Origin of the sequence: Halodesulfurarchaeum formicicum (assembly GCF_001886955.1) — an archaeon.
Taxonomy (GTDB): domain Archaea; phylum Halobacteriota; class Halobacteria; order Halobacteriales; family Halobacteriaceae; genus Halodesulfurarchaeum; species Halodesulfurarchaeum formicicum.
In genome coordinates this window covers 56,255-81,194 of record NZ_CP016804.1, presented here as the reverse complement: position 1 = coordinate 81,194, position 24,940 = coordinate 56,255, and the positions used below count along the sequence as shown (strand labels likewise).

Sequence of the window (24,940 nt, the reverse complement as noted above, 5' to 3'; positions counted from 1 at the left end):
GCTGCTCACGAGTGCGAAAAAACAACGGGAACGTTGGGCCGACCCGATCAGATGACGCGGTCCTGGAGGAAGTCCAGGTGCTTGGCGTTGTAGACCAGCTGGACCTCGTCCGTCGCGGGCGAGCCGATGCATGTCAGGCGGACGTTCTCCTCCTCCATCTCCTCGTCGGAGAGGATCTGCTGCATGTCCATCTCGATGTCGCCCTCCTTCACGACACCCGCACAGTTCGCACAGGCACCGGCCCGGCAGGAGAACGGCCAGTCGTACCCCGCGGCCTCGGCGGCCTCCAGGATATACTCGCCCTCACCGACGTCGAGTGTGCCATAGTCCTGGTCGTCCAGTCCCGCGTCGGCAGCCTTCTCGAAGAGGTCGCCGTCTTCGAGATCCCAGCCCTGATCGTCGAGTACCTCGTAGTTGATGTATTCTACCGTGGGCATCAGAGGACCTGTTCACAGGCCAACGTGATAGTCGTTTCCATCACCCCAGTTTCGTGCCGAAAGGCAAACGGGGCCAAACTGCCACTGGCTGGCGATTAGCCCGCCTCACGACGCGGACAGCCAGCACCTTCAAAAGGGAAACCGTCATAGCCGCGATGCAATGGCCTTCGAATCCTTCGAGGTGATCCCGGCGGTCGATCTCAAAGACGGCGAGGTGGTACAACTCGTCCAGGGCGAACGCGGCACGGAGACGAGCTACGGCGATCCAGTCACGGCCGCGACCCGGTGGGTCGAGGCGGGCGCGGAAACGCTCCACCTGGTCGACCTCGACGGGGCCTTCGAGGGCGAGCGACAGAACGCCGCGGCGATCGACGCGATCCTCGACGCCGTCACGGTCCCCGTCCAGCTGGGCGGGGGCATCCGGACGGCCGAGGACGCCAGAGCGCTCCTCGATGCGGGGGTCAAACGGGTCATCATGGGCACGGCCGCCCTGGAGAATCCGGAGCTGGTCGAAGCGGTGAGCGAGACCCACCCGGAGAGCGTGCTGGTCAGCCTGGATGCAAAGGAGGGCGAAGTCGTCGTCTCCGGCTGGACCGAAGGGACCGGGCTCACGCCGGTCGAAGCCGCGAGTCGCTACGCGGAGATGGGAGCGGCGGGCATCCTCTTCACCGACGTGGATGTGGAGGGGAAACAGGCGGGCGTGCGCACCGAACCGGTTGCAGCCCTCGTCGAGGCCGTGGACGTGCCGGTAATCGCCAGCGGCGGCGTCGCGACCGTCGAGGACATCAACGCACTGCAGGAAGCCGGGGCCGCTGCGGTCGTCGTCGGTACGGCCCTCTACGAAGGCGCGTTCACGCTGGCCGAGGCCCAGGCCGCCGTGAATTGAGACACCCCGGTGGCGTGAGCACAACGGTCATATGCGTCCCGCGGCAGAGTTGAGCCATGAGCGAACGGCACGCGGCCCGAACCCGGGAGACCGCAGAGACGGACGTCTCGGTCACGATCGACCTCGACGGGACCGGCGAGACGACGGTTGACACCGGCGTGGGCTTTCTCGATCACATGCTCACGGCCTTTGGCACCCACGGCTACTTCGACCTGACCGTGCGGTGTGACGGGGATCTCGGGGTCGACGAGCACCACACCGTCGAGGACGTCGGCGTGGTCCTCGGGCAGGCCATCGACGAGGCACTCGGCGAGCGCCGGGCCATCGAGCGCTTCGCGGATCGCCGGGTTCCCATGGACGAAGCGAGTGCGTCCGTCGTCCTGGACGTGAGCGGCCGCCCGTTTTTCAGCGCCGAGGGCGAGTTCTCCCAGGAGCGGGTGAACGAGTTCACGAGCGTCCTGGCGACCCACTTCTTCCGCTCGCTGGCCGAGAACGCGGGGCTCACCCTCCAGGTCGAGTTCCAGGGCGAAAACGCCCACCACGAGATCGAAGCGCTGTTCAAAGGCGTGGGTCGGGCCCTGGACGACGCGACACGACTGGACGACCGCCGGGGCGGGACCCCGAGCACGAAAGGGACCCTGTGATCGTCGATGTTCAAGGCCATCATGGAGAAGTTCGAGGGGAGTCCCGGGCAGCAGGCCGTGGTCAAACTCCTGCTCGAACGCGGGTTCTCCGTCAACGAGGCGGGCCGGGTCGTCTCGGGCTCCATCGAGATCCCCAACACCCAGGTCGCCGAGGAGGCCGGCGTCGATCGTCGGGTCGTCGACTCCACGACTGACGCGATCCTCGAGGATCCGGAACTCGAACGCATCTTCCGTAACATCTCCCAGATCCCGAGCCTGATGGATCTCGCCCCGCTTTTGGACCTGACCGTCCTGACGATCTCGGTCCGCTCCGCCGGGGAGTCCGGCATTATCGGGGCAGTGACCAACCTGCTCGCCGAGCACGACATCACCATCCGGCAGGCCGTCAGCGAGGATCCGGATTTCACCGACGAACCGCGTCTCCACATCATCACCGAGGAGCAGGTCCCCGGCGACGTGCTGACGGCGCTCACCGACCTGGAGTTCGTTCGGTCGGTCGAGATCGCCTGAGAACCGCAACCCCGAAGGCGGTCGACCGACGATTCAGGACGATGGCCGACACCTATCGCACCGTGGCCGAAGTCGGCCGCGCGTACTTCGAGGTCCGGGGCTCGGAGTTCACCGGCCACGTCGCTCCCGTTCGATCCAAAGACGCCGCCGAAGCGTACATCGAGGAGGTGCGGGCCGAGTTCTCCGGCGCGACGATCATCCCGGCCTACCGGGTGCGGGTCGATTCGGGCTCGGGCTACATCCTCCGTGAGTACCAGAGTGACAGTCACGAGCCGACCGGCTCGGCCGGTAAACCGGCGCTAAACGTCCTCGTCCAGCAGGAGTTGGAGAACGTGGTGGCCGTCGTGGCCCGCTACTACGGTGGGACCAACCTGGGAATCGGCGGCCTGGCGAGAGCCTACGGACGTGGCGTGAAAGAGGCCGTGGAGGATGCAGGCATCACCGAGCGGCGGCCCGAAGCGACCTTCGACGTGGAGGTCGTCTACGACGATTCGGGCACGGTGCGAGGGATTCTTGAGTCCGCCGACGTGGAGTTCGACGCCGACTACGAGGAGACGGTCTCGTTCAGGGTGACCGTGCCAGTTGATGAGGTCGCGGGGCTCAAAGACCGACTCCAAAGCGCCACGAGCGGCCGGGCCGACATCACGGACTAGTCGACGATGAGTTCGTCGTCCTCGGAGACGACCGTCGAGGCGGCCTCGTGTTGCATCTCCGTCTCGTAGCGGTCGATCCACGCCGCGAAACACTCCGGACACAGTCGCTGGGAGTCGATCTGGGAGCGGTCGACCGTCAGCCGAACAGTTCGGGCCAGCGCATCGGTGACCGGCTCCCCACACGCGTCACAGCGATCGGCGTCTGTCATGCTCGAAGTCCCGACCGCGAGAGACATATAGCTTGTTTCGTGTCGTCCGGTCAGGCCGTCCCGAACGCTCGATCGCCGGCGTCCCCCAGCCCGGGGACGATGTAGCCGTCCTCGTCGAGATGATCGTCGACCGCGACGGTGAGCACGGAAACATCGGGGAATTCGTCCTCCACGCGACAGACGCCCTCCGGCGCACTCACGGCGGCGAGCAGCATGACCTCGGCCTCGTCGGGGGCGTCCTCGGCGACCCGCGAAAGTACCGTCGTCGCCGTCGACCCCGTCGCGAGCATCGGGTCGGCGACGATGACCGTATCCTCGGGGGAGATGTCCGGAAGCTTCACGTAATCCACGTCGATCGGGAAGGTGCCGTCCTCGGTCATCCCGGCACCCTCGTTCCGGCCGGCGCTGATGACTCCCTGACGCGCGGAGGGGAACGCCTTGAGCAGCCCCTCGACGAAGGGCGTCGCCGCCCGGAGGACGTTGATGATGACCACGTCATCGAGGCCGCCGACCTGCTGGCCCATCGTGTCGGTCAGTGGTGTCTCGATCTCGACGTACTCGGTGTCCATCGCGCCGTCGATGATCTCGTAGCCACAGATACGGCCCAGTTTCACCAGCCCCTTTCGGAACCCGATCTGTTCGGTCTCGACCGACCGCAGCCGCGAGAGGGTGTGGGTCGCGAGTGCGTGGTCGATGAGCGCGCCGTGTTCCTGTTCCCGAATCGGCATGCACGGGTGAAATCGCGGCGGCGGGTTAGCGCTACCGATCCCGGGGAAGGGGAAAAGTGTTTACTCGCCGCTGGGTTACGGGGCATAATGGAAGAGAGCATCTCGGGTTTCAAACAACGTGGAACCTGGGGTGAGATCGTCGAACACGGCGAACGAATCACCACCGCCCTCCGAGAGGCCTCGGCCACCGAGAAATACCCCGACGCGTTCGAGGACTGGGTCAAGTGGCGGCCCAAGATCCACGAGCAGATCGAGGAGGACGTCTCGGCGAAAACCGCCGACCAGGCGAGCGTGGGCGAAGGGAAGGGAGAGGCCAAAGGCAAATCCGCCGACGATGACCTCCAGTCCGCGGGCGAACACCTCACCGAGTCCTACGAGAAGATCGAGGAGAACGACACCGACGGCGCGGTCGAGAAGTGGCAGGACACCCTCGATTACGTCGCCCGGGCGGCCGACACCGCCAGTCGCAAGGCTCTCCGGAAGGTCGAGAGCACCGTCTACGAGCGCGTGATGACCCAGGTCGCCCCCTACTACTTCGACAACGACCTGATCAGCGCGAACATCCAGCGGGTGCGCTCCCAGGAGGAGTTCGTCTTCGAGGTCAACGTGAACGACGAGACGCTCAAAGACGAGGTCCGGGAGCACCTGGAGTCCTTCGAGGACCTGGATCGCTGGCACGTGGACACCGAGAAAGCAACAGAGATCGCCGAAGCAGTCGAAGGCGTCGAGACTCCCGAGGGGACAGAGACCCCGGACGACACGGCACCGGACTCGCATACGACCTGAGCCGAGCCGCCAAGCACTTATCGCGGCCCCGTCCATCCGAACGTAATGAGTGGCGGCGCCCTCCTGACCCTCGCGGTCGCCTCGCTGGCGAGTCTCTTCATGGCGTGGGCTATCGGGGCCGGATCGAGCGGCTCCACGCCCTTCGCCCCGGCAGTCGGAGCAAACGCCATCTCGGTGATGCGGGCCGGGTTCCTCGTCGGGATTCTGGGCTTTGCCGGCGCAGCCCTCCAGGGCGCAAACGTCTCCGAGACGGTCGGAACGGGATTGATTCAGGGCGTCACACTGACACCGGCTGCCGTGGTGACCGTGCTCGCCATCGCCGCCACGCTGGTGGCGGCGGGCGTGTTCCTGGGCTATCCGATCGCGACGGCGTTTACCGTCACGGGAGCCGTGGTCGGGGTCGGCCTCGCGCTGGGCGGTGCGCCCGCCTGGGCGGCCTACTACGAGATCGTCGGACTCTGGGCCGCCGTCCCCTTCGTCGGTGGTGGGGTCGCGTTCGCGACCGCGAGACTTCTCCGGTCGGTCGATCGTGATCAGCTGACGGTGCCGGCCCTCGGCGCGCTCGTGGGGGTCGTCGTCGCGAACATTCGTTTTGACATCCTCGGGGGCGACGGGGGCCAGTCGATCGCCGAGAGCATCGCCGGACTCGGTGAGTTCGGCTCGGCCGGCGTCGGCCTGGCGACCGTCGGCCTGGGGCTCCTCGTGGCCCTGGTCCTTCGGTGGGACGTGGGAAAACACCCGATCGCCGGCATGCGACACTTCCTGGTCGCCATGGGCGGGCTGGTCGCGTTCTCGGCCGGGGGGAGCCAGGTCGGGCTGGCCGTCGGCCCGCTCATCCCACTGCTGGGCGATTCAATCCCGCTCTCGATGGTGCTGGTGGGTGGCGGGCTCGGGTTGCTCGTGGGCTCCTGGACCGGTGCGCCGCGGATGATCAAGGCCATCGCCCAGGACTACTCCTCGCTGGGCCCGCGACGCTCCATCGCGGCGCTGATCCCCTCCTTCGTGCTGGCCCAGACGGCGGTCCTGCTGGGCGTGCCAGTCTCGTTCAACGAGATCGTCGTCAGCGCGATTATGGGCAGCGGCCTGGCCGTGGAGGGCCGGGAGGGGGTGAGTGCGGCGAAAATGGGGTATACGGTCCTCGCCTGGGTCGGCTCGCTCGTGCTGGCGATCGTCGTGGGTTATGGCGGGTTCAGGCTCGTCTCCCTGCTGTTCTGATCAGAGTTCCTCGACGTTCGGGCGCTCCGCGTCGGGAAGCGCGTCGTCGCCCTCGTGTCTGGTCACCCGGGCTTTCATGATCCGGGTGTCCTCGACCTGCTCGGCCCGTAACTCGATGTTCTCGTAGGTGAAGACCTCGCCCTCCTCGACCAGCCGGCCCGCCCGGTTGAAGATGAAGCCGGCGATGGTCTCGAACTCCTCGCCTTCCGGGAGGTCGATGGCCAGGGCCTCGTTGACTTCCTCGATGTTGACCTCGCCTCTGACGAGCACGGTCTGCTCGTCCACGCGGTCGATCGGGCGCTCCTCCTCGCCTTCGAGGATCTCGCCGGTGATCTCCTCGATGATGTCCTCGGTGGTGATCAGGCCCTCTGTCGTCCCGAACTCGTCGATGACGATGACCATGCCCACTCGCTCTTCTTGCATCTCCTGGAGGAGTTCGTCGACGTTCTTGGACTCGGGGACATGCAGGGTCGGCTGGATGAGATCGCGCAGTGTCGCCTCGCCGTTCTCGCTGTAAAGGTACTCACGAACCAGATCCCGCAGCTGGACGATCCCCAGCACGGTGTCCAGGTCCGACTCGTAGACCGGGACCCGCTCGTGGCCGCTCTGGGTGCAGGTCTGAATCGCCGTCTCGATCGGGTCGTCGGCATCGACCGCAGTCACGTCCAGTCGCGGGGTCATGACCTCCTTGGCGATGGTCTGGTCGAAGCGGAAGATACGCTGGAGCATCTCGCGCTCGTCGGTCTCGATCACTCCCTCGCGCTCGCCGGTCTTGATGAGGTTCTGGATCTCGTCGCGGGTCACGTAGGAGGACTCGATGGCCGCGTGCCCGCCCGTGACCTTGATGACGACCCGGGAGAGGTAATCGAAGAGCACCACCAGCGGATAGAGCAGGCGTTCGGTGAGCGCGAGCGGCCGGGAGACTCGCAAGGACCACTCTTCGGTGTGTTCGACGGCGTAGGACTTCGGCGCGATCTCGCCGAACAGCAACACCAGTGCCGTGATCCCGAAGGTCGCGGCGAAGACGGCCTGGCCCTGGGTGAGAAAGACCCCGAACAGGGCCGTCGCGATGGAGGACATCGCGATGTTCACCAGGTTGTTCCCGACGAGGATGGTCACCAGGAGCCGGTGGGGGTCCTCCTTGAGGTCCATCACCGTCGCCGCGTTCGGGACACCCTCCTCGTAAAGCGCCTCGATGCGGTGGCGAGCCAGCGAGAACATCGCGATCTCCGAGGAGGAGAAAAAGCCGGAGAGTGCCACGAGCAGGAGGATCGAGGCGAAGCCGAGCCAGACCCAGAGCCCCGGCGAGCCGGCGCCGATCCCATCGATTGCAGCGGGAAGTATACCCATCAACACCCGAGATTCCGGGCGCGGCCCCTAAAGCATTTCTTCACCCCCGGATCGATTGGCCGGACTCGGCAAGGTTTTCCCCGCCGATCCCTCAGCACGGATATGGCAGAGCAGACGCTCGATGAGCCCGCGAGCGTGGATGCGGACCTCACGCTGTATCGGCTCCAGGGCTGCCCCTTTTGTGAACGAGTCGTCCGGACCCTCGAAGACCTGGACGTGTCCTATCACTCCCGCTTCGTCGAGGCAAAACACTCCGAGCGAAACGTCGTCCAGCGCCTCTCCGGCAACCGCGAAGTGCCGGTGATCGTGGACCACAACACCGGCGTGACGATGGGCGAGAGTCCCCGAATCGTCAAATACCTCTACAAGACCTACCGGAATCGGGGTGGGGACTGATGCGCCGGAAAGTCACCGAACTCGAAGCCACGGACCACGTCGAGACGGGCGAGAAAGCGCCCGATTTCACCCGACCACTCGTCAACGATGAGTTCTGGGAGGACACGGCCCTTTCGGACGTCCTCGAGGACGGGCCGGTCCTGCTCATCTTCCACCCGATGGACCGGGCGTTCCCGACGACCTACGTCTACAACGCGCTCAAAGAGCGGTCGATCCTCTCGGGGCCGGCCCAGGTAGTCGGCATCACGATTTCCACGCCCTACGACCACGCCCGCACGATCGAGGACCGTGGGATCGAGGCCATCCGCGGCCTCTACTCGGACCCGAAAAACGAGGTGGCCGCGGAGTACGGCCTCGCACACGACCTGGACGGCATGGAAGGGATCGAGGAGCCTCGCCTCGCGCTCTATCTCATCGAACCCGACCGGACCGTCGCCTTCGACTGGGTCGCGGAGGCCTGGCCGCAGTTCCCGGATTACGACGCGCTCGAAGACGCACTCGAAGCACTCTAGACGACCGATTCGACGTATTCGATCGCCGCGGACGGCGAATCGACGGCTTCGACGCCGGCCACGTCGTGGGTTTCGATCCCCGCCACCGGCCGGTCCAGATCCAGCGCGTGAGCGAGTTCCGAGAGCGTGCCGTAGCCCCCATCAATGGCGATCACCGCGTCGCCGTTCCGGACGACCAGCACGTTCCTGGCGTTTCCCAGTCCGGTCGCGATCGGCACGTCGATGTGGGGGTTGGCCGCCGCACGGTCGTCCCCGGGAAGGATGCCGATGGTCCGGCCGCCCGTTTCGGCCATCCCCGCAGCGACCGCCTCCATCACGCCCGTGAGCCCGCCACAGACAACGTCGTGGCCGCGCTCGCCGAGTCGCTCGCCGAGTTCTTCGGCCAGCTCGTCGGTTTCTGCGTCCACGGAACTGCCACCGATGACACTGACTCGCATATCGTTGCCTCGGTGCCCAGCCCCGTAGTCGTTTGCCGATCCGGGATTTCTTTGCCCCCGCCACCGAGATGGGAACCATGGCCGAACGGCTCGACGGACGGCAGGACGACGCCATAACGCGAGCGGCCGCGGCGCTCGGTCGGGGCGAACTCGTCGTCTACCCCACCGAGACGGTCTACGGGCTGGGGGCCGACGCCCTCGACCCAGCGGCGATCGATCGGGTGTTCGACGCGAAGCACCGGGACCGAGACGAACCGGTCTCGCTCGCGGTTCCCAGCGCCGCGGCGGCCCGGGACTACGTCACCCCGAGCGAGCGGGAAGCCGAGTTCATGGCTGCGTTCCTGCCCGGCCCGGTGACGGTGGTCCTCGAACGGAAGCCGATCGTCCCGGACGTGCTCACGGGCGGTCGGGCGACGGTCGGCATCCGGGTGCCTGACCACGCGGTCGCCCAGGCGTTGCTGGCGGAATTCGCACCGATCACCGCCACCAGCGCCAACGTCAGCGGCCGACCCAGCGCGACCCGCCCCGAAGCCGTCGACCCCGAACTCGAAGCGGCCGTGGCCGTGATCCTCGAAGCCGGCCGGACCGGTGGCGCCGGGAGCACAGTGGTCGACGTGGCAACCGACGAGTTGCTCAGGGAGGGCCCGGAGGCTGATGCCATCCGGGACTGGCTCGCGAGCCACTAGCCGCCGGGCAGGAGCGAGGCGAGCGAACGGGTCTGTGTCCCACACTCACCAGCGAAGCGACAGGTCTCGCACTTGGCGTCGTCGCCGATCCGGGGTGGCGGGCCGTCCATCGACCGGACGGCTCTAAGGGTGCGCCGATAGGTTGCCTTCCGACGGGTCGTGAGCGGCACCGAGCGAACGATTCCGTGCCGGGGGTACTCGACGTAGGCCGTCTCGACTTCGGTCGATGCCGTCCAGGCGAGTGCCTTGGCCGCCCCGACAGCTTTGACCGTCTGTGGCTGCCAGACCCCCTCCGGCGGGGGCGAGCCGGCGGAGACGATCGTCGGCGCGAGCGAGTCGGCGAGCACTTTCGCGACGCGCCCGCGAACGTCTTTGCCCGTGAGAAGCACGTCCGTTCGATCGGGGTCGACCAGGTCGGCCCAGCGAGGGTGGGACGACCGGAGCGCTCGAAGCCGCTCGTAAAACGTCCCCCTCGGGACTGCGAGGTCGGCCGCCGGCGTCGAGTCCGGATCGGCGAGGAGTGTTTCGTACTGGCGGCTCAATTCGAGTGCCGCCGCGTGTTCGGGCGGCGGCGAGCGGTCGTCCTGCCTGGCGTAGTAGAGTTTCCGCGGGCAGAACGCCGCGAGGGCCAGATCGGAGAGTGCGAGGCGTTCGGACACGAACCCGGGTGGGCCGGTCATCGCCCCTAAGCTTACATGTCGACGTCGACTTCCTGGTCCGCCAGGGACTCGTCCAGCCCGGTCGCCTCCAGACTCGACGTGAGCCGGTCCGCGATGTCCCGGTCTTCGAGGATCGACTCGAAGGCCTGTCGGTAGCGATCGGCGACCCGGCGGCGTTCGGCCCTGACTGCCTGGCTTCGCTCGTCGGGATCACTCGATCGCTGGAGGTGCAGGTCGTGGCGAGCAGTCGCCACCGCCGCCTCGGAGAGATCCTCGTGTTCGGCGGCGATCTCGGCGTCTGATTGGCCCGCGTAGTAGGCCTCGACGATCGTCGCCAACTGCGCGGTGGAGAGCTCCGTCTCGAAGCCCAGCACCGAGCGCATGTCCTCGATCTCCTCGATCAACGCCGCCCGGACGTCCTGCTCGGACCGGAGGGTCCCTCGCGTGTCCTGCTGGCGCTCGGTGACGGTCTCGGTCCCGGTCACCGATTCGAAGAGGTCACGAAGTTCCGCCGTCCGGTCGCCCATACCAAAATTTGGTCCGGCGAGCCGCATAGGTCTGTCGTCGACCGGCGCGCGCTCGCGGCCGCGGGTCGCTTCCGGCGAGTCGAGCCGCATCCAACATGGCGTGCGCACCCCGAAATTGGGCTCGAATCGGGCGTCCATTCCGTGTGCATGTCCCACACTTCCCGCAAATTTTTCCCCCAGAAGGGGGCGAGTTTCGCAGGTATTCGGGGGTCTTGGAAAGTTTTATGCGCGGCGTCGGGAGAGCATCCCCTATGGTGCTACTCGCACAGGCAAGTGATATCACGCGTGAAGCGTTCTGGCAGATCAGCCACGCGGGGGAACTGGTCTTCTACTACCTCACGATCGTGGCGGTCCTGCTGTTCGCCTACGGCTTTTACCGCCGTGTCGAGCGCTATCGGCAGGGGGACGAGGATCCCTTCGAGCGGCTCGATGACCTCGTCGATCGAATCGTGGAGGCGACCAAGATCGTCGGAAGTAACGTAAAACAGTTCGACAGGGACTTCTTCGCGGGGTTGATGCACTCCTTCATCTTCTGGGGGTTCCTGGCGCTTTTGATGACGACGACGATCGTCGCCTTCGAGATGGACGTCTGGGTGAAACTGCTCCAGCAGGATCGCTTTTTCGTCGGTGACTTCTACCAGTCGGTCTCGATGATGGCCGACATCATGGGCTTTGTCTTCGTGGTCGGGATGGCCATGGCCCTGAGCCAGCGCTACGTGACCCGAAAGGACCGGCTCTGGGGTGAACACACCCGACTGGAGGACGACCTCTTCGTCTGGGCACTGTTCCTGCTCGGCGTCGGCGGGTTCCTCCAGGAGTCGATTCGCATCGTCGGTGCCGGCATGCCCGAGTTCGAGACCGTGAGCGTCGTCGGCTACGCGCTCGCCTCGGTCTTCACGGGCCTCGGCATGGACCCCGAGATGGCCGCAACCCTCTACCGCCCGCTCTGGTGGTCCCACGCCCTGCTCGCGCTGGGCTTTGTCGCCACGGTGCCCTACGCGAAGCCGGTGCACATGCTCACGAGCTACGCGAACGTGGTGACACGCGATCCGAAGGCCGGCGTTCGCCTGCCGGGCGTTCCGGAGGACGCCAGCCCCGAGGAGATCGGCACCACGGATATCGAGGACTTCTCCTGGAAGCAACTGCTCGATCACGACGCCTGTACGAAGTGTGGCCGGTGTACCTCGGTGTGTCCGGCCAACCAGTCCGGTCGCCCGCTCGACCCGCGAAACGTCATCCTCGACCTGCGGAAGTACGGGCGGGAACTCGAAGCCGGCGAGACCGAGGAGATCCCGATCATCTCCGGCGAGGAGGAGTCGGTCATCGACCCGGAGACCATGGAGTCCTGTATGACCTGCATGGCCTGTGTCGATGCCTGTCCGGTCGAGATCGAGCACGTCACGCAGTTCACGGAGATGAACCGTCGGCTCACCGAGTCCGGCGCGATGGACGAGAACGTCCAGGAGGCCATGATGGGCCTCTTCCAGCAGGGCAACTCCTTCGGCGAGCCGGAAGCCCAGCGCGCGGAGTGGACCGAGGAACTCGAGTTCGACATTCCGGACGCCCGCGAGACCGAGGTCGATTACCTCTGGTACGTGGGTGACTACCCGAGTTTCGACGACCGGAACCAGAAGGTCGCCCGCTCGCTGGCCCGGATCTTCGAGGCCGCGGACGTCTCCTATGGCATCCTCTACGAGGACGAGAAGAACGCCGGGAACGACATCCGCCGCGTGGGCGAGGAAGGGCTCTTCGAGATGCTCGCGATGGAGAACATCGAGACCTTCGAGTCCGTGGACTACGACCAGATGGTCACCACGGACCCCCACGCCTACAACACCTTCAAGAACGAGTACGAGCAGTTCGGCTGGGAGCGCGGTGACGACGTGGTTCACTACACCCAGGTCGTCGAGGACCTCGTCGAGTCCGGCGCGCTGCCCCTGGAGGGCACGGAACTGGACACCCGCGCCACCTTCCACGACCCGTGTCACCTCGGCCGCTACAACGACGAGTTCGAGGCCCCGCGTGCGGTGCTCGACTCCACGGGCGCCGAACTCGACGAGATGCCCCGGAACAAGTCCGACTCCTACTGCTGTGGTGGCGGTGGCGGCGGCCTCTGGCTCGACCCCGACGAGGACGAGAAGCCGGCCGAAGAGCGCATTCGGGAGGCCCTGGAGGACACCGACGGCGGCGAGGACGTCGATCAGTTCGTCGTCTCCTGTCCGATGTGTATGACCATGTACGAGGACGGCGCCAAATCCGGCGGCTACCAGGACGACATCGAGGTCGTCGACCTCGCGGAGATGGTCTGGGACGCACTCGAGGCAAACGGCGCTGCCGAGTCGGTCGCCGCGGACTGAGAGTCGGAGTCTCTTTTTGGGTGGGGCGGTCAGTACGGGTATGGAACAGACCCGACGCCCCAGACGCCTGCGCCAGGACGGTATTCGCGAGCTGGTCAGGGAGACGACAGTCTCCCCGTCGGACCTGATCGCGCCCGTGTTCGTGGACGCGACGATCGACGAACGGGTCGAGATCCCCTCGATGCCCGGCCACGAGCGGGTCCCGCTGGACCAGATCACGGAGCGAGTCGAGGAAGTGCTCGCGACCGGCATCGAGGCCGTGATTCTCTTCGGGGTACCCCAGGAGAAAGACGCCGAGGGCTCACGGGCCTGGGCCGAGGACGGCGTCATCCAGGAAGCGACCCGTCGCGTGAGCGAGGCGACTGAGGCGTACCTCATCACAGACGTCTGTCTCTGTGAGTACACCGACCACGGCCACTGTGGCGTACTGGAGCCCGGCGCGCCCGAGGACGTGACACTCACGGTCGACAACGACCCGACCCTCGAACACATCGCCCGAACCGCAGTCTCCCACGCCGAGGCAGGGGCAGACATGGTCGCCCCGAGCGGAATGATGGACGGGATGGTCGGGGCCCTGCGAGAGGCACTCGACGAGGCGGGCTTCGAGCACACCCCGATCATGAGCTACGCGGCGAAGTACGAGTCCGCGTTCTACGGGCCCTTCCGGGACGCCGCCGACGGCGCACCGAGTTTCGGGGATCGCCGCCACTACCAGATGGACCCGGGGAACGCCGAGGAAGCCATGCGCGAGGTCGCCCTCGACGTCGAGCAGGGGGCCGACGTGCTGATGGTCAAACCCGCCTTGCCCTACCTCGACGTCGTCCGGGCGGTCGACCAGTCCTTCGAGTACCCCGTCGCGGCCTACAACGTCAGCGGGGAGTACGCCATGCTCCACGCGGCCGCGGAGAAGGGGTGGCTCGACCTCGAAGCGACGGCCCTCGAATCCCTCCAGTCGATCAAGCGGGCCGGCGCGGATCTGATCCTCACCTACTTCGCCGAGGACGTCGCCAGGCGGCTGTAGTCCGCGAACAGAGAGGGGGATTCGGACGCCCGCGGAGAATCGGGTACATGGCCCCGGGTCGACCGAGGCGGTCCGGCCCGAAAACCATCGCATCGTGTGGCGAACCGACCGCTGCCCGGCTGTGCTGGCGATCGCGAGGGGGATCGCGTATGAGTCAATAGATACCAAGCGACAAATATTAGTGATCGGGACAGTCCTCCTGGAATCATGGATAGAAACCGGCGAGCGTTCCTCTCGACCGTGGGGACGGCGTCGCTACTGATGGCCGCTGGTTGTTCGACCACGGGGGAACGTACATCACCGACCGAAGAAAGCGATAGCCCATCGGATCTCAAAGCGGCGGTCGAACCACAAAGAGAGGTCGTGCAATCAGTGGACTGTACAGCGTACGATACTGATGGCATATTCAGGCTTGAAACGACCGGAACACATGCGATAAGCAAATCTGAGGACCTCGCAGCAGAGATCAAATCACACGTCTCCCAATCGGCGAGTGAAAGCTCTGTCAACGTCGAAATCGAGAAGTTCGAGGCGGGATCCACGACGTTTTTCGTTGTGAAAGTGCCCCCGAATGTGAGTTCGGCCCGAGATCTCCGGGCGGAGTTTTTCGAATCGTCGGAGTTTGTTGCAGCTAGAGCAGGGCAACCGATCAGATCAGTCACGGCGTACTTTGACCAACTAGCGGCCTGGCTACAAAGTCAAACCCTCCACGAGGAGTCCACTTCGAGGGTTGGTTGGCCCGAGCCCCCCGAGCCGATAGAAGCGACTGCAACGATCGATGGCGTGAGCCAGATGACCGATGTCGTCGGGGAGGATCTCATTCAGGGGCGTGTCCCAATGGACGGCGGCGAGGAAACAGTGTTTTCGACTGCCGATTTGTCCTCGATTACATCCCCACCGAATTTGGAAAGGGGGCTAACGGTTTTCTTTTCGTTTTCGACCGCCGCCCAAACCCGCGTGTTAGAGCGGTTGCGCGAGACAAATGTCATAACCGATTCCGAGAAGGGAGATAACGATCTTCACTTCTATGTCGCCGGAACGGATGTGGGCGCGCCCCGAATTCTCCCTGAAGCAATCGAAGGTTGGAATGAGAATGGGCGAATCCGGGCGATGGGGGCCCCAATCGAGATCGAAGGCGCCAGACGATTTTACGATCGATTCCCCCATTTGGACGTGATGGGCTCGAATGGAACGATCGAGGCAAAGTTCGAGATTGAGCTGTGTGACTGATTACACTCCGGTTGGGCTTTTCGAGCCGCGACACGATCCCGCTCGAATAGTTCGGCCGAGCGGACCAACACCACCTTCATTGCCCCCGGTGGCAAAACCCGTAGCATGAATCTGGAGTCCTCACGTGACCTGTACGACCGCGCGCTTTCGGTCCTCCCTGGCGGGGTGAACTCCCCCGTTCGGGCGAGCTATCCCTACCCCGCGTTCATCGAGCGCGGCGACGGGGCCCACGTCATCGACGCCGACGGCAACCGCTACATCGACTACGTGGCCGGCTACGGCCCGGTCCTCCTGGGCCACTCGCTCCCGGATCGCGTGATCGCGGCGATCCAGTCCCAGGTCAGCGACGGGCCGATGTACGGCGCGCCCACGGAGGTCGAGGTCGAACTCGCGGAGTTCATCACACGCCACGTGCCCAGCATCGAGATGGTCCGCTTCGTGAACTCGGGCACCGAGGCCACGACGGCCGCCGTGCGACTCGCCCGCGGCTACACGGGCCGGGACAAGGTCGTGATCATGCAGGGCGGCTATCACGGGGCCCAGGAGAGCACGCTGATCGAGGGCGACCAGCACGAGGCCGCTCCGTCCAGTCCCGGCGTCCCCGCCGAATTCGCCGCCAACACGATTCCCGTCCCGTTCAACGACGAGGGGGCGGTCGAGGCGGTCTTCGAGGACCACGGCTCGGAGATCGCCGCCGTGCTCACCGAGCCGCTGCTGGGCAACCAGGGCATCGTCATGCCCCAGCCGGGGTATCACGAGACGCTTCGCGAACTCACCCGGGAACACGGTGCACTCCTGATCTTCGATGAGGTCATGACCGGGTTCCGGGTCGGCGGCCTGGGCTGTGCCCAGAGTCACTTCGGGATCGAACCCGACCTGACGACGCTGGCGAAGGTCATCGGCGGCGGGTTCCCGATCGGGGCGATCGGGGGCCGAACCGAGATCATGGAGTCCCTGACCCCCGCCGGCGACGTCTTCGAGGCCGGGACCTTCTCCGGACACCCGGTCACCATGACCGCGGGACTGGAGACGCTGCGCTATGCCGCCGAGGAGAACGTCTACGAGCACCTGTCCGACCTGGGAGAACAGCTCCGATCGGGGCTGGTGGACATCGTGGCCGATCAGGCCCCCGCCTACACGGTGACGGGCATCGACAGCATGTTCAAGGTCATCTTCACCCGGGACGGGCCGGCCCAGACGGGGGCCTGTTCGGCCGGGTGTCGCCAGGATCCGGACTGCCCGCACAGCCAGGCCTGCCCGAAGAACGCAGGCGACGTGAACGCCGCGGCGACCGACCGCTGGGAGCGGGTCTTCTATCACCAGATGCGCGAGCAGGGAGTCCTACTCACCCCCAACCAGTTCGAATCCGAGTTCCTCACCGCCGCTCACACCGCCGAGGACATCGAGGAGACGTTGGAAGCCTACAAGGCCGTCCTGTAGACATCCCCAGCGGCCACGAGACGAATGGTTTTCCCTCGCTGGGCCCCGAGCAGCGGACATGAGTACACAGGGCCCGCTCGAACTCGCGACGCGGGGCTCGGATCTGGCGCTTCGACAGGCCAGTCAGGTCCAGTCCTGGCTCGCGGACCACCGGATCGAAACGGATCTTCACGAGGTCGAGACCCGAGGCGATCGAATCGAGGACGCGTTGATCCAGGATCTGGGGAAAACCGGGGCGTTCGTCAGAGAACTCGACCGCCTGATCGTCGAGGAGACCGTCGACGGAGCCGTTCACTCCATGAAGGACGTGCCGACCGACGAGCCCGAGGAGATCACCATCGCGGCCGTGCCCGGTCGTGGGCCGGTCGGCGACGTGCTGGTCACTCCCGACGGGGACACACTCGATGGACTGCCCTCGGGCGCGACCGTCGGGACGTCGAGTCTCCGGCGCGGGGCCCAGTTGCAGGCCCGCCGGCCCGATCTGGAAATCGAGCCGCTCCGGGGGAACGTCGACACCCGACTGGAGAAGGTTCTCGCACCCACACTGCAGAGCGAACACGAGGCGCGGCTGGCGGCCGAGGAAGACGAGGACGTGAGCGCGCCGGACGAACTGTCGGTCGAGGAGTGGTTCGACTCCCTGGCCGAGATCGAGCGGGCCGCCCTGGGTCGGGAGGTCGAGGTCGAGTACGACGGGATCGTGCTCGCGAAAGCGGGGCTCTCCCGGAGTGGCCTCCTCGATGCGGTCCCGACACACGATCTTCCCGTGGAGTCCCACGTCCCCGCCGCGGGACAGGGTGCGCTGGCGGTCGCTGCAAAGGACGGCTCGGCCGCCGCCGAGGCCATCCACGAGGCGCTGGACCACGCGCCGGCCCGCATCGCCACGACGGTCGAGCGGATAATCATGCAGGAACTCGGCGCCGGCTGTGTCGCCCCGCTGGGCATCCACGCGACCCTGCAGGGCGACGTGGTCAGGACCACGGTACAGGTCCTCAGCCGCGACGGGAGCGAGACGATCGCCGAGACGCGGGCGCTGGAGGTGAACCGATACGCGGCGGCAGCCCGCGAGTTCGCTGCCGATCTGGCCGACCGCGGGGCCGACACCCTGATTCAGGAGGCGAAGCGCGAATGAGCGAGCGACCTCGCGTGGCGGTGTTCCGTCCGGACGACGAGCGGATGGCCCAGGCGATCGAGATGCTCGAATCCCTGGACGTAACGCCAGTCCCGGACCCGATGCTCGAAATCCGACCGACTGGGGCCACCCCACGCACGGACGCGAGCGTCACGATTCTCACGAGCAAGACCGGGGTCGAACTCGCCGCGGGATGGACCCCCGGCGAGACACGGCTGGTCGCGATCGGGCCCTCGACCGCCGAGGCCGCCGAAGACGCGGGGTACGAGGTCGATCTGATCCCCGACGCCTATACCTCGGCCGGGCTCGTTGGGGCCCTCGCGGACTCGGTCGCCGGCGAACGCGTCGAGGTGGCCCGGAGCGACCACGGCAGTGCCGTCCTCACCGACGGGCTGAACGAAGCCGGCGCCTACGTGCACGAGACCATCCTCTACGAACTGACCACGCCAGACGACGCGGGCGAATCCGTCGAACTGGCTGCCGCTGGCGAGCTGGATGCCGCGCTTTTCACCTCCTCGTTGACCGTCGAGCACTTCCTCGCCATCGCGTCGGAACGAGGGATCGAGGCCGAGGTCCGGACGGGACTCGCCCAGGCGACGGTGGGCGCGATCGGCTCGCCAACCGCCGAGACGGCGGCGTCAATGGATCTTTCCGTGGACGTGGTCCCGGCGGACGCCGACTTCGAGGCGCTGGCCCGGGCGGTCGTCGCCGAACTCGACTGATCACGTTTATCCCGGATGCCGACCCACTCTCGGGTGATGGATCCGCCGGTCCCAGCACTCCACGACCGGGCCGTGGCCGCCGCCGATCGGCTGCTCGCGGCCGAGTCAGTCCGGGTAGTCTCTCACGACGACGCCGACGGCCTGACGAGCGCGGCAATCGCTGCGACGGCCCTCGAACGGGCCGGGCTGGCTGTCGACGTCGAGATCAAACACGGGCTCGACGAGGCGGCGATCGACGATCTGGCCACGACTGGTGGGACCGTCCTGTTCACCGATCTGGGGAGCGGCGGACTCGATCGACTCGCCGAACTCGCCGATACGGGGTCGTTCACGCCTGTCGTCGCCGACCACCACGAGCCGGCAGACGGGTCGATCGAACACCATCTCAACCCGCACTGTGTCGGGCTCGACGGAGGGCGGGAACTCGCCGGGGCCGGGACGGCGTATGTCCTCGCCCGAACCGTCCTGGATCGGGCTGGAGTCGACGAGCCGGACCCACGCGAGCTGGCGGCACTGGCCGTCGTGGGAGCCGTCGGGGACCGCCAGACCGTCGACGGCGAACTCGTGGGGGCAAACGCCGCCGTCGCTGCCGACGGGGAGGCTGTCGGCGTCATCGAGAGTGGGACCGACCTCGCGATCTACGGCACGCAGACCCGCCCGCTGCCCAAACTGCTGGAGTACACCACGGACGTTCGAATCCCCGGAATCACTGGAAACCGGCAGGGCGCGATTAGATTTCTGGAGGCCCTGGACGTGGAGTTACGAACCGAGGCGGGCTGGCCGACCTGGGCGGATCTCGGGCCTGAGAAACGGACCCAGGTCGCGAGTGCGCTGCTCACGCGGGCTATCGAACGCGGCGTGCCCGCGGAGCGAATCGATGCGCTGGTCGGGACCAGTTACATCCTGCCCCGGGAGGAGCCGGGAACGCAACTCCGGGACGCAAGCGAGTTTGCCACGCTGCTGAACGCGACGGCCCGCTACGAGGAAAGCGAGATCGGGCTGGCCGTCTGCCGGGGGGATCGGGATGGTGCACTCGATCGGGCCGAAACGCTTCTCAAGAACCACCGACGGAACATCTCCGCGGGGATCGAGTACCTCGCTGAGACTGGCACGACCGAGGCAGAACACCTCCAGTGGGTCCACGCCGGCGAGCAGATCCGGGCGACGATCGTCGGCATCGTGGCCGGGATGGCCCTGGGCGAGGGCGACATCGACCGGCACACGCCCATCGTCGCCTTCGCGAACAAGCCCGACGGCGGCGTCAAGGTCTCCGCCAGGGCGAACGGTCGACTCGGCGACCGAGGGTTGAATCTCGGGACGGCCTTGCGCGAAGCCGCTGCAACCGTCGGCGGCGAGGGCGGTGGTCACGCGATGGCTGCCGGCGCGACGATACCCGAGGGAGCAGAAGAGACGTTCGTCAGCGCCCTCGACGGGCGGATCGGCGCACAACTGAATTAGGCCAGAATCGAGTTCAGGAGCTTGGACTGTGCGGCAGCGAGGTGTTCGGTAAAGGTGGAGGTGGTAATACCGAGTTCGTCGGCGACTTCACCTGCGTTTGCGCCTTTCGGGTGATCGAAGTACCCCAGCCGATGGGCCGTTTCGAGGACCTCCCGCTGGCGGTCGGTGAGTTCGCCCCGGTCGACGAGCACGAGATCTCCTTCGCCGGCCTCCTGGGCCCGGACGATGCGGACGATTCGCACGTCGGGGAACGTGTTGCGAACGCCGATGACCACCTCTCGAAGTTCGTCCATGTCCTCGACGTAGATGGCAAAGTGAAGCGTTCCGTCGACGGTTCGCACGTCCCGAACTGGCACGTCGAAATCCTGGACGATGCCACAGGGACAGCACTCGGCCTGCTCGCGCTGGAAGCGATAGACCGAGCGGTCGCCATAGGAGAACACTTGTGTCGCCTCCTCGATGTCGGGGTCGCCCTCGACGGCGAACTCCTCGGTGATCCGCCCCGATTCGGGGGCGACCGACCACGAAATCGACTTCGCGTCGCCGGCGTCCCCGAGATACTGCGTGATACGACAGGCATCAGGGCTCTCGAAGGCCAGCTCGGCCCGAATGCCAGTCGGCATGACCCTACAGAGCGGAGTAGACAGGTAAACCGTTCCGGCCCCAGCAAGCCTGGCCCCGTTCTCGCCCGAGAGTTCCCCTATATGAGGGGGCAGTCAAAATGCGCACGGGCTCGGATTTCACACCCCACATCGGCCGAAAACACCCTCTTCCCAGGTTTTTCACCGTTTTCAAAGGATGGGAAGCGCAACGTGTTTTAGGGTTACGGACCCGTAGGTACCTCACATGTACGCGAAGGGCGATCGACAGGACACGACCGTCAAGCGACGGTCGCGAGCGAACGCGTGGGGCGGGCACCGCCGCCGAAACGGTGCGGGGCAGTCATGAGCGCCCTCGCGGAGCAGCCAAGCGAGTCCGACGAGTCAGGTGGCATCCGAGCGGAGATCCAGCTTGCCGATCTGCGGAGCTGTCCGGTCGCACAGGTTTCAAAACAGGGTGTGGAGTGTTTCAACGTCTCCAAGCGAGTCGACCCGGAGACCGGCCGGGTGACCGAAGAGTTCGCCACGGATGCCGATCTGGACGGGGAATCGGGCCTGGATCCCGTCTTCTCGTATGGAAACCAGTCGGTCTACCGCTTCCAGCGAACCTTCGGTCACGACTGTGCGTGTGAACTCGTCGAGGAGTATGACTGCCCGATCGTCGACGTCCAGGCCCAGGACGGCGATCTCACGATGGTGTTTCACGCGCCGTCGATGGACGAGCTCCGGGGGGCCGTGACGGCCTTGCGGGAGTCGTTCCCCAACGTGGACGTCAAACGCCTGGTCAGCTCCCGTGATGAGGACGGCAGTGAGGATCTGGTCTTCGTGGACCGTGGCGTGCTCACCGACCGACAGCGTGAGGTCCTCGAAACGGCCCACGAGCTCGGGTATTTCCAGCATCCGAAGGGCGCCAACGCAGGTGAAGTCGCCGACGAACTTGGCATTACCACTTCCACCTTTACCGAACACCTCGCCGCAGCCCAGTCCAAGCTCCTCGACGCAATCCTCGAAGAACCCGAGCCAGTCGGAACCTGATCACCCGTCAATCGCCGCCTCTCACGTTTTTCGACTGCTAGCGTTCCCGTTCAATTCGGCTGAGAAGCCCTGAAGCGCTAGTCACGCGCATTTCCGGCGTTTTGGAGCCAATTTTGTCGGTTGGAGAGGGTCAGATCAGTTTCAATTTTTCATATAGCGGTATTTAGTTTATAGACCGGGTTTGGGCCGCCAGACCGGGCAAAATCAGCGAGTGATACCATGCGACAATACAGCTAGCTCGTGTTCCAGTTTGCTCGACCAACGTGCAAGCAGCCCCGAAGTGAGGTCGAGAGCCGATCATCCCACCCCCGACCCCCGCCACAGCCACCACCAGGGACCAAAAATCAGCTCGATAAACCACATCTCGATATACAAAATTATCGACCAGGCGTCCACGGGCCAGAACCCCAATGAGAAGTCACGTCAGCAGCTGTCCAAAGCGAACTGAGGAAATCTCCTCGAACGGATCGATCGGAAGAAATTCCGCCCCAAACCAGATTCCTGTCTTTAGCAATACAACAGAATACCCGAATAAACTGTATTCCGCTATATGAAATTCAGCGCCGTGGATCACGCAATGGAAACGTTTTCCATAACATGAAACCGAGATTGAATCGATGAACGAGCATCGAGGACGGACCCACGAAACCACGAACACCTCGCTGCGCGTACTCGATGCCGTCGCGGACCTCGAAGGGGCCACGGTGAGCGAAATCGCCGACGAACTGGACATGGCCGTCAGTACGGCCCACAAACACCTTCAGACCCTCTTGGGAAACGGCTTGATCGTCAAGCACGACGACGAGTACCAGCTCGGGCTCAAACTCTACCACCTCGGGTCGAAAGCCAAACGCCGAGAGCCCCAGTTCATGCTCGCCCGCGAGAAGACCTACGAGCTTGCGGAACGCACTCGCGAGGTCGTGAACTTCTCGGTCCTGGAGAACGGCCGCGCGATCACCCTCTTCGACAGTCTCGACACCGGAACCCTCGAAGGCTTCCAGCGGGGCCAGTACTTCTATCTCCACAGCACGGCCGCAGGCAAGGCGATGCTCGCCGAGATGGACGAATCCCAGATCGACGCGATTATCGACCAGTGGGGACTCCCGAAGTTCACCGAGTTCACGATCACGGACCGCGAGACACTCTGTGAGGAACTCGAACAGGTCCGCAAACGGGGGTACGCAGTCAACAAACAGGAGTCCTGGGAGAACCTCAAGGCGGTCGCGGTCCCCGTCACGGATTCGAATGGTGAGGTCCTGGGTGCGATGGACGTCTCCGGTTCGCCCCACCGGATCTCCTACGAGCGCTCGATCGCCCGAACCCTCGCCAAGAGCGTCGACGAACTCGAACGGGCCCTGGAATCCCACACGGTCCTGGAGTCCCACTGGAACGACCGGTAACGAAAGCGGCGAATCGTGGGACTTTTCCTCGCGTATTCGAGAGTTCGTTCTGTCGGCTTGACACTGGTGAATGTGGGGAGTACTCCCAATGTTTCAACAAACAACCAGATTGTTGTCATAACTCAAACCATGGACAGTGACGATCAGGGCGAACGGGACGCAGAATGGTGGTCGAAACGACAGGAGGAGCTCCTGTACGCGGATTCGGACAGGGAGCCAGGCGAGGGGAACCTCACGGGGTTCGGGATCGACGCCCACCCGGTCGTGTTTCCAATCTCCCTGGCGATGATCGCGCTCTTTCTGGTTGGCACGATTCTCTTGGGCGATACGGCCGCGACGGCCTACGAGACGGTCAATTCGGTGATCAACACGAATCTGGGGTGGCTGTACATCTTCTCGGCCAACGTCTTCCTGCTGACGTTGGTGTACTTCGCGGCGAGTCGCTACGGCGACATCCGCATCGGTGGCCTCGGAGCACGGCCCGACTACACGACCTTCGAGTGGATGGCGATGCTCTTCAGTGCCGGGATGGGCATCGGCCTGATGTTCTGGAGTGTCGCCGAGCCGATGAACCACCTCGCAACCGGTGGCGGGACGATGTTCCCCTTCACACCGAACACCGCCGAAGCCGGGCGTGCGGCCCTCGGCATCACCTTCTTCCACTGGGGGATTCACCCCTGGGGGATCTTCGGGCTGGTAGCACTGGGACTTTCCTTCTTCGCCTTCAACCGTGGGCTCCCGCTCACCTTCCGCTCGATGTTCTACCCGCTTTTCGGCGATCGGGTCTTCGACTGGCCGGGCCACATCGTCGATCTGGTGACCGTCTTCGCCACGATCTTCGGGCTGGCGACCTCGCTGGGACTCGGTGCCTCACAGATCAACGTGGGGCTCTCGGTCGTCCTCGAACGGCTGGTCGGAACGGGAGTGCCCTTCGGGGGCGGGACCCAGCTACTCATCATCGCGGCGATCACCGCGATCACGGGCATTTCGGTGGGCCTGGGCATCGACAAGGGCCTGAAGCGGCTGAGCACGATCAACGTCTACCTGATGATCCTGCTCATGCTCTTTGTCCTCGCGGTTGGCCCGACGCGCTATCTGCTGGAGGGGATCATCCGCGAGGTGGGCTTTTACATCCAGAACCTGCCGCACATGTCCCTGTTTACGGAGACCTTCATGGGCCCGCTGACCGATCAGGCCGGCAAGGAAGCCGGTTGGCAGGATAGCTGGACCATCTTCTACTGGGGCTGGTGGATCGCGTGGTCGCCCTTCGTCGGGCTGTTCATCGCCCGCATCTCCCGGGGCCGATCGATCCGCCAGATGATCCTCGGGGTCTTGCTGCTGCCGACCGGCTTCTCGATGGCGTTCCTGGGTTCGTTCGGCGGGCTGGCAGTCTTCACCGAACTCGAACTCGGCGGGACGATCCAGCAGACGGTCGTCGAGCAGGGGTCGGCCTACGCCATGTTCGAGTTGCTCGGGGCCTATCCGCTCTCGACGATCACCTCCGCTGCCGCGGTGGGTCTCGTGGTCACCTTCTTCGTGACCTCCGCCGACTCGGGTTCGCAGGTCATCGCGCTGGTGACTGCCGGCGGGAAGCTCAACGTGTCCCAGCGCCAGCGCATGCTCTGGGCGATCGTCGTGGGCATCGTCGCCGCGGCCCTGCTTGTTGGTGGCGGCCTCAACGCCCTCCAGACGGCGGCGATCACCACGGGGCTGCCCTTTGCCGGCGTCATCCTCATCCTGATCTACACGCTCTACAAGGGCCTCCAGGAGGAGTACGAGACCCTCCAGGAGATCGAAACCCCGCCCGGCGCGGCCGGTGGGTCCAGTCCCAGTTCGCCAGTGCCACAGTCTGACGACGACTAACCCACCTTTTACTGCGCTCGGTCCCTCCGCGACCTCGCTTGCAAAAGCTGG

At 65.2% G+C, this 24,940-nt stretch carries 27 protein-coding genes; 19 read left to right on the top strand and 8 right to left on the bottom strand.

Annotation, left to right across the window (positions count from 1 at the left end):
- Positions 1–47: 47 nt before the first annotated feature.
- Positions 48–437, bottom strand: coding sequence for a ferredoxin Fer (gene fer, locus HSR6_RS00385; protein ID WP_070364072.1), 390 nt, complete (start codon positions 435–437; stop codon positions 48–50).
- 160 nt (positions 438–597) lie between these two features.
- On the opposite strand from fer, the gene hisA reads away from it, so the two are divergent.
- The 4 genes from hisA to HSR6_RS00365 are packed head-to-tail and all read left to right on the top strand — an operon-like array spanning position 598 to position 3,130.
- Positions 598–1,323, top strand: coding sequence for a 1-(5-phosphoribosyl)-5-[(5-phosphoribosylamino)methylideneamino]imidazole-4-carboxamide isomerase (gene hisA, locus HSR6_RS00380; RefSeq protein WP_071932502.1), 726 nt, complete (start codon positions 598–600; stop codon positions 1,321–1,323).
- A gap of 56 nt (positions 1,324–1,379) precedes the next feature.
- The gene (hisB, locus tag HSR6_RS00375) at positions 1,380–1,967 is read left to right on the top strand and encodes an imidazoleglycerol-phosphate dehydratase HisB (protein WP_071932501.1); all 588 of its coding nucleotides are present in this window, start codon (positions 1,380–1,382) and stop codon (positions 1,965–1,967) included.
- A gap of 6 nt (positions 1,968–1,973) precedes the next feature.
- Positions 1,974–2,477, top strand: a complete 504-nt coding sequence (locus tag HSR6_RS00370; protein ID WP_071932500.1) for an amino acid-binding protein — start codon at positions 1,974–1,976, stop codon at positions 2,475–2,477.
- A 41-nt stretch (positions 2,478–2,518) separates the two neighbouring features.
- Positions 2,519–3,130 (top strand): IMPACT family protein, encoded by a 612-nt coding sequence (locus HSR6_RS00365; protein ID WP_071932499.1) that lies wholly within the window; start codon positions 2,519–2,521, stop codon positions 3,128–3,130.
- On the opposite strand, the gene HSR6_RS00360 is transcribed toward HSR6_RS00365, so the two are convergent.
- Together HSR6_RS00360 and upp are read right to left on the bottom strand one after the other, a co-directional pair.
- Positions 3,127–3,339, bottom strand: a complete 213-nt coding sequence (locus HSR6_RS00360) for a DUF7569 family protein (RefSeq protein WP_071932498.1) — start codon at positions 3,337–3,339, stop codon at positions 3,127–3,129. The two genes, HSR6_RS00365 and HSR6_RS00360, sit on opposite strands and share 4 nt — an antisense overlap.
- Positions 3,340–3,389: 50 nt before the next feature.
- On the bottom strand, positions 3,390–4,067 hold the full coding sequence (gene upp / locus HSR6_RS00355; protein WP_071932497.1) for a uracil phosphoribosyltransferase: 678 nt from the start codon (positions 4,065–4,067) through the stop codon (positions 3,390–3,392).
- Between the two features lie 87 nt (positions 4,068–4,154).
- Between upp and HSR6_RS00350 the strand changes: the two genes are divergently transcribed.
- On the top strand, positions 4,155–4,853 hold the full coding sequence (locus HSR6_RS00350) for a DUF5828 family protein (protein WP_071932496.1): 699 nt from the start codon (positions 4,155–4,157) through the stop codon (positions 4,851–4,853).
- Positions 4,854–4,898: 45 nt separating this feature from the next.
- Positions 4,899–6,068, top strand: a complete 1,170-nt coding sequence (locus HSR6_RS00345) for an inorganic phosphate transporter (RefSeq protein ID WP_071932495.1) — start codon at positions 4,899–4,901, stop codon at positions 6,066–6,068.
- Here HSR6_RS00345 and HSR6_RS00340 read toward each other — a convergent pair whose 3' ends face one another.
- Entirely contained in the window at positions 6,069–7,418 is a 1,350-nt protein-coding gene (locus HSR6_RS00340; protein ID WP_071932494.1) for a hemolysin family protein, read from the bottom strand.
- A 102-nt stretch (positions 7,419–7,520) separates the two neighbouring features.
- Between HSR6_RS00340 and HSR6_RS00335 the strand changes: the two genes are divergently transcribed.
- Both HSR6_RS00335 and HSR6_RS00330 read left to right on the top strand, forming a co-directional pair.
- Complete coding sequence (locus HSR6_RS00335) at positions 7,521–7,814, top strand: glutathione S-transferase N-terminal domain-containing protein (RefSeq protein WP_070364062.1); 294 nt, start codon at positions 7,521–7,523, stop codon at positions 7,812–7,814.
- Entirely contained in the window at positions 7,814–8,326 is a 513-nt protein-coding gene (locus HSR6_RS00330; protein WP_198400419.1) for a redoxin domain-containing protein, read from the top strand. The genes HSR6_RS00335 and HSR6_RS00330 overlap by 1 nt, the downstream gene beginning before the upstream one ends.
- On the opposite strand, the gene HSR6_RS00325 is transcribed toward HSR6_RS00330, so the two are convergent.
- A complete protein-coding gene (locus tag HSR6_RS00325; protein ID WP_070364060.1) occupies positions 8,323–8,763 on the bottom strand; it encodes a TIGR00725 family protein in 441 nt (146 codons plus the stop codon). The two genes, HSR6_RS00330 and HSR6_RS00325, sit on opposite strands and share 4 nt — an antisense overlap.
- A 77-nt stretch (positions 8,764–8,840) precedes the next feature.
- Between HSR6_RS00325 and HSR6_RS00320 the strand changes: the two genes are divergently transcribed.
- Positions 8,841–9,449 carry an L-threonylcarbamoyladenylate synthase gene (locus HSR6_RS00320; protein ID WP_071932493.1) on the top strand — a complete coding sequence of 203 codons (609 nt, stop codon included), beginning with the start codon at positions 8,841–8,843 and terminating at the stop codon, positions 9,447–9,449.
- On the opposite strand, the gene HSR6_RS00315 is transcribed toward HSR6_RS00320, so the two are convergent.
- Positions 9,446–10,108, bottom strand: coding sequence for a CRISPR-associated protein Cas4 (locus tag HSR6_RS00315; RefSeq protein WP_233488542.1), 663 nt, complete (start codon positions 10,106–10,108; stop codon positions 9,446–9,448). The two genes, HSR6_RS00320 and HSR6_RS00315, sit on opposite strands and share 4 nt — an antisense overlap.
- A 32-nt stretch (positions 10,109–10,140) precedes the next feature.
- A complete protein-coding gene (locus HSR6_RS00310) occupies positions 10,141–10,635 on the bottom strand; it encodes a hypothetical protein (RefSeq protein ID WP_071932491.1) in 495 nt (164 codons plus the stop codon).
- A gap of 251 nt (positions 10,636–10,886) precedes the next feature.
- Between HSR6_RS00310 and HSR6_RS00305 the strand changes: the two genes are divergently transcribed.
- From HSR6_RS00305 to HSR6_RS00275, 7 genes are all read left to right on the top strand, one after another.
- Entirely contained in the window at positions 10,887–12,992 is a 2,106-nt protein-coding gene (locus HSR6_RS00305; protein ID WP_070364056.1) for a heterodisulfide reductase-related iron-sulfur binding cluster, read from the top strand.
- Positions 12,993–13,032: 40 nt separating this feature from the next.
- A complete protein-coding gene (gene hemB, locus HSR6_RS00300; RefSeq protein ID WP_070364055.1) occupies positions 13,033–14,013 on the top strand; it encodes a porphobilinogen synthase in 981 nt (326 codons plus the stop codon).
- 207 nt (positions 14,014–14,220) lie between these two features.
- Positions 14,221–15,243 (top strand): hypothetical protein, encoded by a 1,023-nt coding sequence (locus HSR6_RS00295; RefSeq protein WP_071932490.1) that lies wholly within the window; start codon positions 14,221–14,223, stop codon positions 15,241–15,243.
- A 105-nt stretch (positions 15,244–15,348) separates the two neighbouring features.
- A complete protein-coding gene (gene hemL, locus HSR6_RS00290) occupies positions 15,349–16,683 on the top strand; it encodes a glutamate-1-semialdehyde 2,1-aminomutase (protein ID WP_071932489.1) in 1,335 nt (444 codons plus the stop codon).
- 58 nt (positions 16,684–16,741) lie between these two features.
- Complete coding sequence (gene hemC / locus HSR6_RS00285) at positions 16,742–17,812, top strand: hydroxymethylbilane synthase (RefSeq protein ID WP_071932488.1); 1,071 nt, start codon at positions 16,742–16,744, stop codon at positions 17,810–17,812.
- Positions 17,809–18,534: a uroporphyrinogen-III synthase gene (locus tag HSR6_RS00280; RefSeq protein WP_071932487.1), complete on the top strand. Its 726-nt coding sequence runs from the start codon at positions 17,809–17,811 to the stop codon at positions 18,532–18,534. Before hemC ends, HSR6_RS00280 begins: the two co-directional genes overlap by 4 nt.
- 36 nt (positions 18,535–18,570) lie before the next feature.
- A complete protein-coding gene (locus HSR6_RS00275; protein WP_071932486.1) occupies positions 18,571–19,992 on the top strand; it encodes a single-stranded-DNA-specific exonuclease RecJ in 1,422 nt (473 codons plus the stop codon).
- Here the strand turns inward: HSR6_RS00275 and HSR6_RS00270 are convergent.
- The gene (locus HSR6_RS00270) at positions 19,989–20,615 is read right to left on the bottom strand and encodes a helix-turn-helix domain-containing protein (RefSeq protein WP_071932485.1); all 627 of its coding nucleotides are present in this window, start codon (positions 20,613–20,615) and stop codon (positions 19,989–19,991) included. The genes HSR6_RS00275 and HSR6_RS00270 overlap by 4 nt on opposite strands.
- 321 nt (positions 20,616–20,936) lie before the next feature.
- On the opposite strand from HSR6_RS00270, the gene HSR6_RS00265 reads away from it, so the two are divergent.
- The 3 genes from HSR6_RS00265 to HSR6_RS00255 all read left to right on the top strand — a co-directional run bounded on the left by HSR6_RS00265 (position 20,937) and on the right by HSR6_RS00255 (position 24,889).
- Positions 20,937–21,626: a helix-turn-helix domain-containing protein gene (locus tag HSR6_RS00265; RefSeq protein ID WP_070364049.1), complete on the top strand. Its 690-nt coding sequence runs from the start codon at positions 20,937–20,939 to the stop codon at positions 21,624–21,626.
- Positions 21,627–22,243: 617 nt separating this feature from the next.
- Positions 22,244–23,026, top strand: a complete 783-nt coding sequence (locus tag HSR6_RS00260) for an IclR family transcriptional regulator (protein ID WP_070364048.1) — start codon at positions 22,244–22,246, stop codon at positions 23,024–23,026.
- 129 nt (positions 23,027–23,155) lie between these two features.
- The gene (locus tag HSR6_RS00255) at positions 23,156–24,889 is read left to right on the top strand and encodes a BCCT family transporter (protein ID WP_070364047.1); all 1,734 of its coding nucleotides are present in this window, start codon (positions 23,156–23,158) and stop codon (positions 24,887–24,889) included.
- The last annotated feature ends 51 nt before the right edge of the window (positions 24,890–24,940 follow it).

What these genes read in the sequence shown, in the direction of transcription:
- HSR6_RS00265 (WP_070364049.1), top strand. Translation starts at nt 20,937, where the DNA reads ATGAGCGCCCTCGCGGAGCAGCCAAGCGAGTCCGACGAGTCAGGTGGC.
- HSR6_RS00305 (WP_070364056.1), top strand. Translation starts at nt 10,887, where the DNA reads ATGGTGCTACTCGCACAGGCAAGTGATATCACGCGTGAAGCGTTCTGG.
- HSR6_RS00280 (WP_071932487.1), top strand. Translation starts at nt 17,809, where the DNA reads ATGAGCGAGCGACCTCGCGTGGCGGTGTTCCGTCCGGACGACGAGCGG.
- HSR6_RS00365 (WP_071932499.1), top strand. Translation starts at nt 2,519, where the DNA reads ATGGCCGACACCTATCGCACCGTGGCCGAAGTCGGCCGCGCGTACTTC.
- HSR6_RS00335 (WP_070364062.1), top strand. Translation starts at nt 7,521, where the DNA reads ATGGCAGAGCAGACGCTCGATGAGCCCGCGAGCGTGGATGCGGACCTC.
- HSR6_RS00320 (WP_071932493.1), top strand. Translation starts at nt 8,841, where the DNA reads ATGGCCGAACGGCTCGACGGACGGCAGGACGACGCCATAACGCGAGCG.
- HSR6_RS00325 (WP_070364060.1), bottom strand. Translation starts at nt 8,763, where the DNA reads ATGCGAGTCAGTGTCATCGGTGGCAGTTCCGTGGACGCAGAAACCGAC.
- HSR6_RS00275 (WP_071932486.1), top strand. Translation starts at nt 18,571, where the DNA reads ATGGATCCGCCGGTCCCAGCACTCCACGACCGGGCCGTGGCCGCCGCC.
- hemL (WP_071932489.1), top strand. Translation starts at nt 15,349, where the DNA reads ATGAATCTGGAGTCCTCACGTGACCTGTACGACCGCGCGCTTTCGGTC.
- HSR6_RS00270 (WP_071932485.1), bottom strand. Translation starts at nt 20,615, where the DNA reads ATGCCGACTGGCATTCGGGCCGAGCTGGCCTTCGAGAGCCCTGATGCC.
- hemB (WP_070364055.1), top strand. Translation starts at nt 13,033, where the DNA reads ATGGAACAGACCCGACGCCCCAGACGCCTGCGCCAGGACGGTATTCGC.
- HSR6_RS00370 (WP_071932500.1), top strand. Translation starts at nt 1,974, where the DNA reads ATGTTCAAGGCCATCATGGAGAAGTTCGAGGGGAGTCCCGGGCAGCAG.
- fer (WP_070364072.1), bottom strand. Translation starts at nt 437, where the DNA reads ATGCCCACGGTAGAATACATCAACTACGAGGTACTCGACGATCAGGGC.
- hisA (WP_071932502.1), top strand. Translation starts at nt 598, where the DNA reads ATGGCCTTCGAATCCTTCGAGGTGATCCCGGCGGTCGATCTCAAAGAC.
- hisB (WP_071932501.1), top strand. Translation starts at nt 1,380, where the DNA reads ATGAGCGAACGGCACGCGGCCCGAACCCGGGAGACCGCAGAGACGGAC.
- HSR6_RS00295 (WP_071932490.1), top strand. Translation starts at nt 14,221, where the DNA reads ATGGATAGAAACCGGCGAGCGTTCCTCTCGACCGTGGGGACGGCGTCG.
- HSR6_RS00350 (WP_071932496.1), top strand. Translation starts at nt 4,155, where the DNA reads ATGGAAGAGAGCATCTCGGGTTTCAAACAACGTGGAACCTGGGGTGAG.
- hemC (WP_071932488.1), top strand. Translation starts at nt 16,742, where the DNA reads ATGAGTACACAGGGCCCGCTCGAACTCGCGACGCGGGGCTCGGATCTG.
- HSR6_RS00340 (WP_071932494.1), bottom strand. Translation starts at nt 7,418, where the DNA reads ATGGGTATACTTCCCGCTGCAATCGATGGGATCGGCGCCGGCTCGCCG.
- HSR6_RS00255 (WP_070364047.1), top strand. Translation starts at nt 23,156, where the DNA reads ATGGACAGTGACGATCAGGGCGAACGGGACGCAGAATGGTGGTCGAAA.
- HSR6_RS00345 (WP_071932495.1), top strand. Translation starts at nt 4,899, where the DNA reads ATGAGTGGCGGCGCCCTCCTGACCCTCGCGGTCGCCTCGCTGGCGAGT.
- HSR6_RS00310 (WP_071932491.1), bottom strand. Translation starts at nt 10,635, where the DNA reads ATGGGCGACCGGACGGCGGAACTTCGTGACCTCTTCGAATCGGTGACC.
- HSR6_RS00360 (WP_071932498.1), bottom strand. Translation starts at nt 3,339, where the DNA reads ATGACAGACGCCGATCGCTGTGACGCGTGTGGGGAGCCGGTCACCGAT.
- HSR6_RS00260 (WP_070364048.1), top strand. Translation starts at nt 22,244, where the DNA reads ATGAACGAGCATCGAGGACGGACCCACGAAACCACGAACACCTCGCTG.
- upp (WP_071932497.1), bottom strand. Translation starts at nt 4,067, where the DNA reads ATGCCGATTCGGGAACAGGAACACGGCGCGCTCATCGACCACGCACTC.
- HSR6_RS00330 (WP_198400419.1), top strand. Translation starts at nt 7,814, where the DNA reads ATGCGCCGGAAAGTCACCGAACTCGAAGCCACGGACCACGTCGAGACG.